Raw genomic sequence first — 12,374 nt, 5'->3', positions numbered from 1 at the left:
GTGCGGACATATCTTTATGCGGAAGAATCTAAAGATGCAGTTTTTAACAGATAGATAAAATTTCTTTACAAGGAAAGATGTTTTCGTTTATAATAGATCTGAAAACTGCAAACGGCAGTAAAGTATGCAGTTAATTGTTATAATTTTAACAATATGCTGGAAACTTACGGTGGAAATGGGAGGAGATACTTTGAGCAGACTGGTTGTTGCAACGCCGGACAAAGCCCAGACGACGGTGGAAGGGCTCTACCGCGACCTGGAGCGCCGGATCGCGGCAAGCCCGCCCGGACTTTGTCCGGTCGATCTGGCGGCGTCCTTTTTAAAGCTGTGCAGGGCGCAGACCTGCGGCAAGTGCGTGCCCTGCCGCGTGGGGCTGGCGCAGCTGGAAAAGCTTCTGGAAGATGTTCTGGAGCACCGCGCCACCCTGCAAACGCTGGACCTGATTGAAAAAACGGCGCGCGTGATTGTCAGCACCGCCGACTGCGCGATCGGCTGGGAGGCGGCCGGAATGGTTCTGCGCGGCGTGCGCGGATTCCGCGGGGACTATGTGGAACACATTGTGAACGGACGGTGCACCTGCAGCCTGAACCAGCCGGTGCCGTGCGTCGCGCTGTGCCCCGCCGGGGTGGATATTCCCGGTTATATCGCTCTGGTCGCGGCGGGAAGATATGCGGACGCGGTGCGCCTGATCCGGAAGGACAATCCGTTCCCGGCTTCCTGCGGATACGTCTGCGAGCATCCGTGCGAAGCGCGCTGCCGCAGGAACATGATCGACGCCGCCGTCAACATCCGCGGGCTTAAGCGGTTTGCGGCCGACCACGCCGGAACCGTTCCGGTCCCCGAAAGGGCCCCGGCTACCGGAAAAAGGGTCGCCGTCATCGGCGCGGGGCCGGGGGGACTCAGCGCCGCGTACTACCTTTCGCTGATGGGCCACGGCGTCACGGTTTATGAAAAGCAGCCCTTGCCGGGAGGGATGCTTCGATATGGGATTCCCAGCTACCGCCTGCCGCGCGAAAAGCTTCAGGCGGATATCGACGCCATTCTCTCGGCCGGCGTTAAGCTGAAAACCGGCGCGGAAGTGGGCAGGGCCCTGCCGATTGCGGACCTGACGCGCGAATACGACGCGGTTTATATCGCGATCGGCGCGCACTCCGACAAAAAGCTGGGGATTCCGGGCGAGGAAAGCGAAGGCGTCGTTTCGGCGGTCGAAATGCTGCGGGAGATCGGAAACGGAAAGAATCCGGATTTCAGCGGCCGGAGCGTCGCGGTGATCGGCGGCGGCAATGTGGCAATGGACGTGGCCCGCTCCGCCGTTCGGCTGGGCGCGTCCCGCGTCGGCATTGTGTACCGCCGCAGGCAAAAGGACATGACCGCCCTGCCGGAGGAGGTCGAGGGAGCCGTGGGCGAGGGGTGCGAGGTGCTGAGCCTTCACGCGCCGTCGCGCATTGAATCGGACGAAAACGGAAATGTTTCCGCGCTGTGGCTCAGGCCGCAGATCATCGGGAAAATCGATTCGGCGGGAAGGCCGTCCCCGAGAAACGCGGATGTCGGCGAGCTGCGCTCCCCGTGCGACCTGATCGTCGTCGCCATCGGGCAGAGCATTGAATACGGCCCGTTTGCGGAATTCGGGGTTCCGGTCAGCCGCGGCGCCATACAGGTGAAAAACAGCGCCAGAATTGAAAACGTCGCGAACCTGTTCGCGGGCGGAGACTGCGCCAGCGGCCCCGCGACGGTCATCCGCGCGATCGCGGCCGGAAAGGTCGCCGCCGCGAACATCGACAATTATCTGGGCTTTAACCATGAGATCACGGCGGACGTCGAAATCCCGCAGGCGAACCTGAGCGACCGGCCGCCGTGCGGGAGAGTGAACCTGACGGACCGCGCCGCCTGTGAACGGAAGTCTGATTTTGACGCGATTGAATACGGTATGACTCTGGAAGAGGCGATGCAGGAATCCTCGCGCTGCCTGCGGTGCGACCACTTCGGCTACGGGATTTTCAAAGGGGGGAGGATTGCAAAATGGTAAACGTCACGATCAATGGAACCCCCCTGGCCGCGCGGGACGAGGCAACGATTCTGGAAGCGGCCGCAGCGGCGGGAGTTTCGATTCCCACTCTCTGCTATTTAAAGGGAATCAATGAAATCGGAGCCTGCCGCGTCTGCGTGGTGGAGCTGGAGGGGACCGACCGGCTGGTCACGGCCTGCAACAACCGGGTGAAGGAGGGCATGGTCATCCGCACCAACAGCCCCCGCGTGCGCGAAGCGCGGCGGACCAACGTGGAGCTGATTTTATCCCAGCACGACTGTTACTGCGCCACCTGCGCGCGCAGCGGGAACTGCAGCCTGCAGTCCATGGCGAACGACCTTGGAATCCTTGACCTTCCCTACCGCAGGGAGCTGCCGTACTCCCCGTGGAACCGGGAGTTTCCGCTGATCCGGGATTTTTCAAAGTGCATCAAGTGTATGCGCTGCGTTCAGGTCTGCGACCGGATTCAGGGCATGGGAATCTGGGATGTCGCGAATACCGGCTCCCGCACGACGGTGGATGTGTCCCTGAACCGCAAAATCGAGGATTCCGACTGCGCGCTGTGCGGGCAGTGCATCACCCACTGCCCGGTCGGCGCGCTGAGAGAACGGGACGACACGGAGCGGGCTTTCGCCGCGCTGGCGGACCCGCAGACGGTCACGGTGGTTCAAGTCGCCCCCGCCGTTCGCGCGGCATGGGGGGAATCACTCGGAATCGGCAGGGAACAGGCGACTGTGAAGCGGCTTGTTTCCGCGCTGAGGAAAATGGGCTTCGATTATATTTTCGACACCACCTTCAGCGCCGACCTGACCATCATGGAGGAGGGGAGCGAATTCCTGGGGCGGCTGAAAACACGCGGGGACAATCCCCTGCCGATGTTTACCTCCTGCTGCCCGGGCTGGGTCCGCTTCCTGAAATCGCAGTACCCGGATCTGGTCGGTCAGCTTTCCACCGCGAAATCCCCGCAGCAGATGTTCGGCGCGGTCGCGAAGAGCTATTACGCAAAGCTTCTCGGCATCGAACCGGAACGAATCTGCTGCGTTTCCGTCATGCCGTGCATTGCGAAAAAGCACGAGGCCGAGCTTCCGACCATGAACAGCGCGGGGTGCGGGCATGACGTGGACATTGTGCTGACCACCCGCGAAATCGACCGGATGATCCGCGCGGAGCATATCCGCGCCGGCGAGCTGGGCGAAGAGGAGTTTGACGCGCCTCTCGGCGAGGGATCGGGCGCGGGGGTCATTTTCGGCGCGACCGGCGGCGTGATGGAGGCCGCGCTGCGAAGCGCGTATTACCTGACCGCCGGGAAAAACCCGGACCCGGACGCGTTCCGTCGAGTGCGCGGCATGGACGGATGGAAGGAAGCCGCTTTCGACCTGAACGGCACGCCGCTGAAAGTCGCGGTCGTGAGCGGTCTGGGCAACACAAGGCGGCTGATTGAGGCGGTGCAAAACGGAAAAGCCCGTTATGATTTCGTGGAGGTTATGGCCTGCCCCGGCGGCTGCTCCGGGGGCGGCGGGCAGCCGATTCTGGAGGGCGAAGAGCCCGCCGGCGTTCGCAATGAAAATCTGTACGGACTCGACCAAAGCAGCAAAATCCGCTTTTCCCATGAAAATTCCGCAGTTTTGCGCGTGTATCGGGATTACCTGGAAAAGCCGTTGTCCCACCGGGCGCACGAGCTGCTGCACACGGACCACCGGCTTTGGAAGATGCCTCTTTCCCCCGGGGCCTCCGGGCGGGAGACGGCGGAGCCGGACCGGACGGACTGGTAAAAAGCATGGAACACAAAAGGCGCGGGAGAGTTTTCCCGTGCCTTTTGTGTTCTTTATGATGGTTGAGAAGCGCAGAGCTTTTTACGAAAACACGAGTCGAGATGATCGTTCACAAGTCCGGTCGCCTGAAGGTGCGAGTAAACGATGACCGGGCCGAGAAACTGAAATCCGCGCTTTTTCAGGTCGCGGCTGACCTGTTCGGAGAGCTCCGTTTTCGCGGGAATCTCATCGAGCGTGTCGTAATGCCCGACGACCGGCTTCCCGCCGACGAATCCCCAGATGTATTGGTCGAAGCTGCCGAATTCCTTTTGCACCTCCAGAAAACGCCGCGCGTTGTTTACCGCGGATTCAATTTTTCTGCGGTTCCGGATAATGCCGGAGTTGGTCATCAGCTCCTCGATTTTATCTTCCCCGTAGGCCGCGATCTTCTCCGGGTCGAATCCGTCGAACGCCGCGCGGTACGCTTCGCGTTTGCGCAGAATCGTGATCCAGCTCAATCCTGCCTGCGCGGATTCCAGAATCAGGAATTCAAAGTGTTTTCGGTCGTCGTGAACGGGAACGCCCCATTCCTCGTCGTGATAAGCCCGGTAAAGATCGTCGGATTCGCACCAGCCGCAGCGCGTCATAACAGAATTCCCCTTTCGTCTTTCACCTCGGCGGTATAAAAAGATATGACTATTATAAAAGATTCGAACGTTTGTTGTCAAGCGCCTGCTTTTAACATCATGATGTGCGTGGTCGGTGCGCACACAAGCAACAACGGTGTCATGTTTCTTGGATGCGAGCCTGATTCTGATGGCGACTGGTACCGCCTGCGCCACGAGGAGGCCATGACGCCGGAAGCCTGTAATGCTTGCTCCGGGGCATCTTCCGTCCGCTTGCTGCGTCGATAATCAGAACGGAACAATTCTGAGAATACAAGCGAAATGATGCTTCCAATAGAACGGCAACCTCCCGGCGGGCTGATCCAGCCTGCCGGGAGGTTGCTTTTCATTGAAAATTATTCTTTCATTTTCAGCGCGCGCGAAGCGTTCAGAATGGCGAGAACCGACACTCCGACGTCCGCGAAAACGGCTTCCCACATGTTGGCAAACCCAAGCGCGCCAAGAGTCAGCACGATGAATTTTACGCCCAGCGCGAAGACAATATTCTGCCGGGCGATGAGGAGCGTCCTTCTTGAAATGCGGATCGCGTCCGCAATTTTGGAGGGATGGTCGTCCATCAGGACGACATCGGCGGCCTCGATTGCCGCGTCGGAACCAAGCCCCCCCATTGCGATGCCGATGTCGGCGCGGGAGAGCACAGGCGCGTCGTTGATGCCGTCTCCGACAAACACCAGCTTACCGCGTCCGGTTTTTTGACCGAGCAGGCGCTCGACCTGCTCCACCTTGCCGGCGGGCAGCAGTTCGGCGTGGACTTCGTCGATCCCGAGGCGCGCGGCGACGTCTTCCCCGACGGCTTTGGCGTCGCCGGTCAGCATAACGGAGGAGCGGACGCCAAGCTGTTTTAACGCGGCAATCGCTTCGGGCGCGTCTTCCCGTACTTCGTCGGAAATCACGATATGCCCCATATACGTCCCGTCGACTGCAACATGGACGATCGTGCCGGTCAGTTCGCACTCTCTGCCGTGCACGCCCTCTTGCTCCATCAGCTTGGCGTTGCCCACGCTGACCGATTTGCCGCCGATTTTCACGCGCACGCCCTGTCCCGCGATTTCCTGTACGTCCGACACCTCCGACCGCTCCGGCTCCTTTTTACAGGCCTCTTTCAGGGAGCGGGAGATCGGGTGTTCGGAATAGCTTTCCGCCAGCGCGGCCAAGTCGAGAAGCTTCTGCTCGGAAATCTGCTCCGGGTGGACCGCCGTCACGCGAAACGTGCCTTTGGTCAGGGTCCCCGTTTTGTCGAACACGACGATTTCCGCCCGGGCAAGCGCTTCCAGATAGTTGCCTCCCTTTACGAGAATGCCGCGCCGCGAGGCGCCGCCGATGCCGCCGAAGAAGCTGAGCGGAATCGAGATGACGAGCGCGCAGGGGCAGGAGATCACAAGGAAGATCAAGGCCCTCTGAATCCAGTCGTTCCACCCGCCGTGGAAGAACAGGGGAGGAAGCACGGCGAGGAGCAGAGCGCCGCCGACCACCGCGGGGGTGTAGTAGCGGGCAAAGCGGGTGATGAAATTTTCCGCTTTCGCTTTTTTGGCGGCGGAATTTTCCACCAGCTCCAGAATTTTGGAAACAGTGGATTCCTCGAACGGACGGCTGACCCGCACACGCAGCAGGCCGTTCAGATTGACGCATCCGCTGACGACCTCGTCGCCGGTCCCCACCTCACGCGGAAGCGATTCGCCGGTCAGGGCGGAGGTGTTTACGCTTGAGCTTCCATCCGTCACAATGCCGTCCAGCGGGATTTTTTCTCCGGGACGGACGACGATGATATCGCCGACCTGAACCTCCTCCGGGTCAACCTGCCTCATTTCGCCGTTTTCCTCTAAATTGGCGGAATCGGGCCGGATATCCATCAGGTCGGAGATCGACTTTCGGGAACGGCCGACCGCGTAGCTTTGAAACAGCTCGCCAACCTGATAGAACAGCATGACCGCCGCGGCTTCGGGGTACTCACCGGTCCAGAACGCGCCGACCGTTGCGACGCACATGAGAAAATTTTCGTCGAATACCTGTCCGTGCGCGAGATTGCGCACCGCTTTCCAGAGAATATCACCGCCGACAACGGCGTAGGGAATCAGATAAAGAAGAAGTTTAAAAAAACCGGTTGTCGGAATGAATTGTAACAGGACGAGAAGAACAGCGCTTACACAGATGCGCAGCAGCATTCTTTTTTGTTTGTGATTCATTTCGCCGCTCCTTGCTTTGATTTTGGTGTGTTACGGATTGAGCCTGCAGTCCGGTTCAATCTTTTTGCAGACGGCCGCCGCCTGCTTCACAATTTCGTCAAAACGGCTTTCGTCCGCGTCCAGCGTGAGCTTCTGTGTCAGAAAACTGACGGTCGCGCTGTTAACGCCCGGAATTTTGCGGATGGCTTCTTCCATTTTCGCCGCGCACGCGGCACAGTCAAGATCCGTCAGCTTAATTCGCTTTTTCATGGTTGTAACCTCCATTTGTTTCTTTATTCGCCGACATGCTCCATGCCCTGATCCAGAATGGCGCGCACATGGCCGTCCGCAAGGGAGTAGAGGATCGCCTTGCCCTCCCTGCGGTACTTGACCAGCTTGCTCTGCTTGAGCACCCTGAGCTGATGGGAAATGGCGGATTGGTTCATGCCGAGCAGCTGCGCGATGTCGCAGACGCACAGCTCCGATTCCAGCAGCGCGTAAAGAATCTTGATGCGCGTGGAGTCGGCAAAAATTTTAAACAGATCCGCCAGATCGTAAAGGATTTCATCGTCCGGCATTTCGATGTCGGTTCGGTTCGGCGCTGATTCCAAAGAAGAAAGGCCTGTTTTGTCATTGTTGGTCATAAAGCATCAAACATCCAATCATATGATCTATTGTTCATATGTTTATTTTATGTGATTTTTCAGAAAATGTCAATAGAGCATGAACGCTGCAAAAAAAATATTTCCGAATCCACTTTATATTCGTATTGAATGGAGTATCAGGCGAATCAACTTTTTTGATTCCTGTGCGGCAAGGCATCGGTTCAGCGCCTTTGAAAAGGAAGGCTCAAAGCTGGTTCGAGAATGATGGATAGAACTGTTTTCGGGACAAATAATAAATTCGAGGTGATTGCATGAAAGGGACTATCGCAATACAAAAAGATCTTACGCCGGTCAGGGACTACCTGGCCGGAAAAGGGTACCATGTGGAATCAATCAATCTGGACGAACAGCAGTCTGCTTCCAAATTGCGGAATTACGACGCGATCGTGCTTTCCGGGGAAAATTCCGATTTTCTCGGGTATGAGGAGGCCAGGACGAAAGCGGTTGTCATCAACGCGAGCGGGCTGACGCCGGAGGAAGTGGCCGGAAAAATTGAGGCCGGCGGTTAAATACGCAGCAAAATCCTGTAACCGTTTGGGCTACAGGATTTTTTGCAGAAGCGAGGCGTGTGCGCCTGCGCCGGCTTTCCGATTATTTCAGGCGCTGATTGAGCCGGAAAAAGCCATCCCAGGGGTCTTCTTCTTTGATGCGTTTCAGGGCTTCCGCCATATGGATTCCGTTGGGGGCGACCGTGTCGAGCTCTTTCCAGGCAATCGGCATGGAGACGGAAGCCCCCGCTCTCGCCCGGATGGAGTAGGGGGCAATGCTGGTGGCCCCTCTGCCGTTTCGAATCCAGTCGATGAAAATCCGGCCTTTCCGCTTTTCTTTTCTGATATTGCTCGTGTAACGATCCGGCCATTTTTGTTCCATCAGCTCCGCGGTGCGTTTTGCAAAATCATGAAAGGCATCCCAACCGACGGAGGGCTGGAAAGGGACGACGACGTGGTAACCCTTGCCCCCGCTGGTTTTGAGAAACGAGGTCAGCGAAAGCTGGTCCAGTACGCTTTTGATGTCCCGCACGCCCCGCCGCACCCCTGCCAGCTCCATTCCCTCGTCCGGGTCCAGATCGAATACCATCAGGTCGGGCTTTTCAATGTTTTCGACCCGGCTTCCCCAAATGTGAAATTCCAGCGTGCCCATCTGCGCCTCTGAAATCAGGCCGGCGGCGTTTTCAAGATAAAAATAATCCTCCGTCTCTCCGCTTCCGGTTTGAACCGGAATGGTTACGACTCCCTTGCTGCCCGGGCCGGGGTGTTTTTTAAAAAAGCAGGCCGCGGAAATTCCCTTGGGGCAGCGCACGATGCTGAGAATCCTGTTTGCGGCGTAGGGCAGCATGCGCTCCGACACCGCCGCGTAATACCGGGCGACGTCCGCTTTGGTGATTCCGGAATCCTCGAACAGAACCTTTTCCGGATTACTGATCCTGACGCCCATAACCGCGGCACCGCCGTCGGATGACGATTTTGCCGCGCCGGAGGGCGCCGGTGTCTTCGGCCCCTCCGCGCTCTTGTCTTTTTCGGAATTCGGCTCTTCCATTCTGACCTCCTCGGGGTTTTTGTCCGACCGCAGGCCCTTGAAGCTTGCCTGCCTTAACAGATGCTCTTCCGTCCACTCGGCAAATCGAATCTCCGCGACCGTTTCCGGCTGCAGCCAGGTGACGGTTTCATTTTTCTTCGTCTTCGGCGCCTGCCGGAACGGCGGCGATTCCCGTTTGATCGGCTCGAATTTTTCTTCTAGCTCTCTCATGCTTTTTTCGCTCAACCCCGTTCCGGCGCGTCCCGCGTAAACCAGATCTTTTCCTTCGTAGACGCCGAGAAGAAGCGAGCTGATCCCGCCGAGCCTTTTTTCAGACCGCGTATATCCCCCGATGACGAATTCCTGCCGCTTTTCACATTTGAGCTTGATCCAGTCGCCGTTTCTTGTCCCGCTGTAGACGGAGCCGGGTTTTTTTCCCACGATTCCTTCCAGATTTAACTTGCAGGCCGCAAGCAGGCTTTTTTTCCCGTTGCCTTCGACATGCCGGCTGTAGCGGAGGTTTTTCGGCGCGTCGTTCAAAAGGGCTTCCAGCGTATTCTTGCGGTCGGTCAGGGGGAGCTCTCTCAAATCCTCGCCGTCCAGCGCCAGAACATCAAAGACGAGATAGGTGAGCTGCTTGTCTCCCGGGTTTTTCAGGTAGCTTTGCAGTGCCTGAAAATCCGTCCTGCCACGCGAATCCGCGACCGTCATTTCTCCGTCCAGTACCATTGCCCTGCCGCCTGACCAGGCGGCGATGGAATCCGCAACCTCCTGAAACCGCTCTGTGTAGTCGTTGCCGTTCCTGGTGACGAGACGGACGGCGCCGCCCTCCGCGTACGCCAGAATTCTGTATCCGTCGTATTTGATTTCGTACAGCCAGTCCTCACCCTCGGGAACTGCCGCAACGAGCTTTGCAAGCTGCGCGTCGGCGCTTTGAAAGGGGTTCCGCGTGATCTTTTCTTCTTTTCCCGCTTCGATTTCCTCCATGGAGCGCCCTGTTCGGACGCTTGTGACGAAACCGGAAATACCGTCGGTATCTTTCGCGTACCCGTCTTTTTCTTTGATCAGGAGCCAGTTGTCTTCCTCTTTGCCGGCTTTCGCTTTCAAGCGGACCAGAGCCCATTTCCCCTGAAGGCGTTTTCCTTTCAGAACAAATTTCAGGGAACCGGCGCGAAGGCCCTCCGCGACCTCCGACAGCGGTTCCCAGAAGCCTTCGTCCCAGAGCATCACGGTTCCGCCGCCGTACTGGCCTTTGGGGATGGTTCCTTCAAAGTTCCGGTACTCCAGCGGGTGGTCCTCCACCCGTATGGCGAGCCTCTTGTCGCGAACGTTCCTAGACGGCCCCTTGGGAACCGCCCAGCTTAAGAGAGCTCCGTCCCATTCCAGGCGGAAGTCGTAGTGGTCCTTTCGGGCAAGGTGATGCTGAACGACGAATTTCAGGCGCTTTCCGGCCGGGACCGGTTTTCCTTCGGGTTCCCACGTTTTCTCAAAGTTTCTTTTTCGGTTGTATTCTTCCAGTTTCGTTGCGCTCATTTTAAATTCACCCCTCCGGCGAATCCCTTGAAATCGGGTTCCAGGCTTGATGCTATTATCAGCCGGCTGCGCGGGGTTTATCCGCTGCCGAATGGCCGGGCTGCGGAAAACAAAAAAGGACGCGGCCGCAGTGCCGTGTCCTTTCCCATTTTCCGCAGCGTTAGGAATCCTGTCGTAAGGATTCCGCCAGCTCTGCGATTTTTGCTTCGATCGTCCGGATGACGGTAAGGAACTCCGCGTCGTCCTTGCCGGTCGGGTCGGGCAGGCCCCAGTCCTCGCGCCGCCTGCACGGCAGATACGGGCATTCCACGTTGCAGCCCATGGTGACGACCACGTCCACGGGGGGCAGCTCCGCGAGCAGCTTCGGGCGCTGGTTCTGCTCCATATCGATTCCGTAAAGCTGCTTCATCAGCCGGACGGCGTCGGGATTGATGCGGCTTTTTTGCACCGTTCCCGCTGAATAGCTTTCAAAAACATCGGACGCAAGCCGCTTGCCCAGCGCCTCGGCAATCTGGCTGCGGCAGGAGTTGTGAACACAGATAAACGCAACTTTTCTCATTTTGTTAGGGTTCCTTTCCATGAACGGCCCGAAACGAAACTCTCATCGGGTGTTATCGGACCTTTTGCAGGATTTTCACGACCTCTTCGGTTTTCAGGACCTTGCCGAAGGAAACCACTTTCCCGTCCACGACCAGCGCGGGGGTGGACATGACGCCGTAGGCGGCGATCTTGGTAAAATCGGTCACGTGGTCAATCGACGCATCCATGCCGAGCCGCTGAAGCGCCTCTTTGGTCGCCGCTTCCAGCTGGTTGCACTTTGCGCAGCCGCTGCCCAGAATTTTGACGCTCGCGTTCCCGCCGCCCGTGCCCGCGGCCTGCGCCGTGTTTTCCGTGCCGCAGTTTCCCCCGCAGCCGCAGGAGGGCGTTTCTTCCGTCCGGTCTTTCTTTTTAAACAATGACATAAATAAAACTCCTTTCAATGATTCAATGTGTTTAGATCAGGATTCCCTGAATCGCGTTGAAAAAGTAGCCCACGGTGATAATACCGACGGTGCAGATGGCAATGAACAGCGCCAGCAGCTTCGGTTTCACCGCTTTGCGCAGCATCACCAAGGACGGCAGGGAAAGCGTTGTCACGGCCATCATAAAGGCCAGAATCGTGCCAAGCTGCGCCCCCTTGTACAGCAGGGCCTCCGCGATCGGAATCGTGCCGAAGATGTCGGCGTACATCGGAACGCCGATCAGGGCCGCAAGAACAACACCGAAGGGATTTTTGCTTCCCAGCACAAGCGACACCCATTCCTCCGGAATCCAGTTGTGAATGACCGCGCCGATGCCCACGCCGATGAGAATATAGGGGAACACTTTCTTGAAGGTGGACAGCATCTGATCTTTTGCGTAAGTCAGGCGGTCCTTTTTGGTCAGGTCCGGCGACTCGATATTCACGCTGCCCGCCGTCATAATAAAGCTTTCCACGTACTTTTCCATGTGAAGCTTCTCAATGATCGTGCCGCCGACGACCGCGATCACCAGGCCGACCGCCACATAGATGACCGCCACCCTTGCGCCGAAGATGCCCATCAGCAAAAGCAGAGAGCCCAGGTCCACCATGGGGGAGGAAATCAGGAACGAGAAGGTCACGCCGACCGGAAGCCCGGCGGAGGTGAAGCCGATGAACAGCGGAATGGAGGAGCAGGAACAGAACGGCGTCACCGTGCCCAAAAGCGCCGAAACGCAGTTCGCCGAAACACCGTGAAACCGCCCGAGTATTTTTTTGCTGCGCTCCGGCGGAAAATAGCTTTGAATGTAGCTGATCAGGAAAATCAGAAAACAAAGCAGGATTGTAATCTTAATGACATCGTAAAGGAAAAATTCAATGCTGCCGACCAGCCGTGTGGATGTGTCAAGGCCCATTGCCGCGAGCCCGCCGCCGATCAGCCGGTCCAGCCATTTCATGCCCAGAATCTGATTCTGGAAAAAATCCCAGACTGTTTTCAATATCTCCATTGCGGGAACCACCTCACTTTATGAAACAT

The 12,374-nt window shown here is 57.7% G+C and carries 11 protein-coding genes; 3 read left to right on the top strand and 8 right to left on the bottom strand.

Annotated elements, in window-relative coordinates:
- Window positions 1–190 precede the first annotated feature (190 nt).
- Window positions 191–2,026 carry an NAD(P)-binding protein gene (locus CAFE_RS12120; RefSeq protein ID WP_156990804.1) on the top strand — a complete coding sequence of 612 codons (1,836 nt, stop codon included), beginning with the start codon at window positions 191–193 and terminating at the stop codon, window positions 2,024–2,026.
- Window positions 2,020–3,798, top strand: coding sequence for a [FeFe] hydrogenase, group A (locus CAFE_RS12115; protein WP_156990803.1), 1,779 nt, complete (start codon window positions 2,020–2,022; stop codon window positions 3,796–3,798). The genes CAFE_RS12120 and CAFE_RS12115 overlap by 7 nt, the downstream gene beginning before the upstream one ends.
- Before the next feature lie 53 nt (window positions 3,799–3,851).
- On the opposite strand, the gene CAFE_RS12110 is transcribed toward CAFE_RS12115, so the two are convergent.
- The 4 genes from CAFE_RS12110 to CAFE_RS12095 form a co-directional block, all read right to left on the bottom strand.
- Window positions 3,852–4,424 carry a DNA-3-methyladenine glycosylase I gene (locus CAFE_RS12110; RefSeq protein ID WP_066643907.1) on the bottom strand — a complete coding sequence of 191 codons (573 nt, stop codon included), beginning with the start codon at window positions 4,422–4,424 and terminating at the stop codon, window positions 3,852–3,854.
- A gap of 374 nt (window positions 4,425–4,798) precedes the next feature.
- Entirely contained in the window at window positions 4,799–6,646 is a 1,848-nt protein-coding gene (locus CAFE_RS12105) for a heavy metal translocating P-type ATPase (RefSeq protein ID WP_156990802.1), read from the bottom strand.
- Between the two features lie 30 nt (window positions 6,647–6,676).
- Window positions 6,677–6,895, bottom strand: coding sequence for a cation transporter (locus CAFE_RS12100; RefSeq protein WP_066643909.1), 219 nt, complete (start codon window positions 6,893–6,895; stop codon window positions 6,677–6,679).
- A gap of 23 nt (window positions 6,896–6,918) precedes the next feature.
- Complete coding sequence (locus CAFE_RS12095) at window positions 6,919–7,203, bottom strand: ArsR/SmtB family transcription factor (RefSeq protein WP_407926871.1); 285 nt, start codon at window positions 7,201–7,203, stop codon at window positions 6,919–6,921.
- Window positions 7,204–7,541: 338 nt separating this feature from the next.
- Here CAFE_RS12095 and CAFE_RS12090 point away from each other — a divergent pair, with 338 nt between their 5' ends.
- Entirely contained in the window at window positions 7,542–7,799 is a 258-nt protein-coding gene (locus CAFE_RS12090) for a YkuS family protein (RefSeq protein ID WP_066643911.1), read from the top strand.
- Window positions 7,800–7,881: 82 nt separating this feature from the next.
- Here the strand turns inward: CAFE_RS12090 and ligD are convergent, their stop codons facing one another.
- The 4 genes from ligD to CAFE_RS12070 all read right to left on the bottom strand — a co-directional run bounded on the left by ligD (window position 7,882) and on the right by CAFE_RS12070 (window position 12,345).
- Window positions 7,882–10,338 (bottom strand): DNA ligase D, encoded by a 2,457-nt coding sequence (gene ligD, locus CAFE_RS12085; RefSeq protein ID WP_156990801.1) that lies wholly within the window; start codon window positions 10,336–10,338, stop codon window positions 7,882–7,884.
- Window positions 10,339–10,498: 160 nt separating this feature from the next.
- A complete protein-coding gene (locus CAFE_RS12080) occupies window positions 10,499–10,897 on the bottom strand; it encodes an arsenate reductase ArsC (RefSeq protein ID WP_156990800.1) in 399 nt (132 codons plus the stop codon).
- A gap of 52 nt (window positions 10,898–10,949) precedes the next feature.
- Window positions 10,950–11,300 (bottom strand): thioredoxin family protein, encoded by a 351-nt coding sequence (locus tag CAFE_RS12075; RefSeq protein ID WP_156990799.1) that lies wholly within the window; start codon window positions 11,298–11,300, stop codon window positions 10,950–10,952.
- Window positions 11,301–11,331: 31 nt separating this feature from the next.
- The gene (locus CAFE_RS12070) at window positions 11,332–12,345 is read right to left on the bottom strand and encodes a permease (protein WP_156990798.1); all 1,014 of its coding nucleotides are present in this window, start codon (window positions 12,343–12,345) and stop codon (window positions 11,332–11,334) included.
- Between the last annotated feature and the right edge of the window lie 29 nt (window positions 12,346–12,374).

The sequence above is a fragment of the Caproicibacter fermentans genome, assembly GCF_009746625.1.
Lineage (GTDB): Bacteria > Bacillota > Clostridia > Oscillospirales > Acutalibacteraceae > Caproicibacter > Caproicibacter fermentans.
This window is presented reverse-complemented; position numbering and strand designations above follow the sequence as displayed.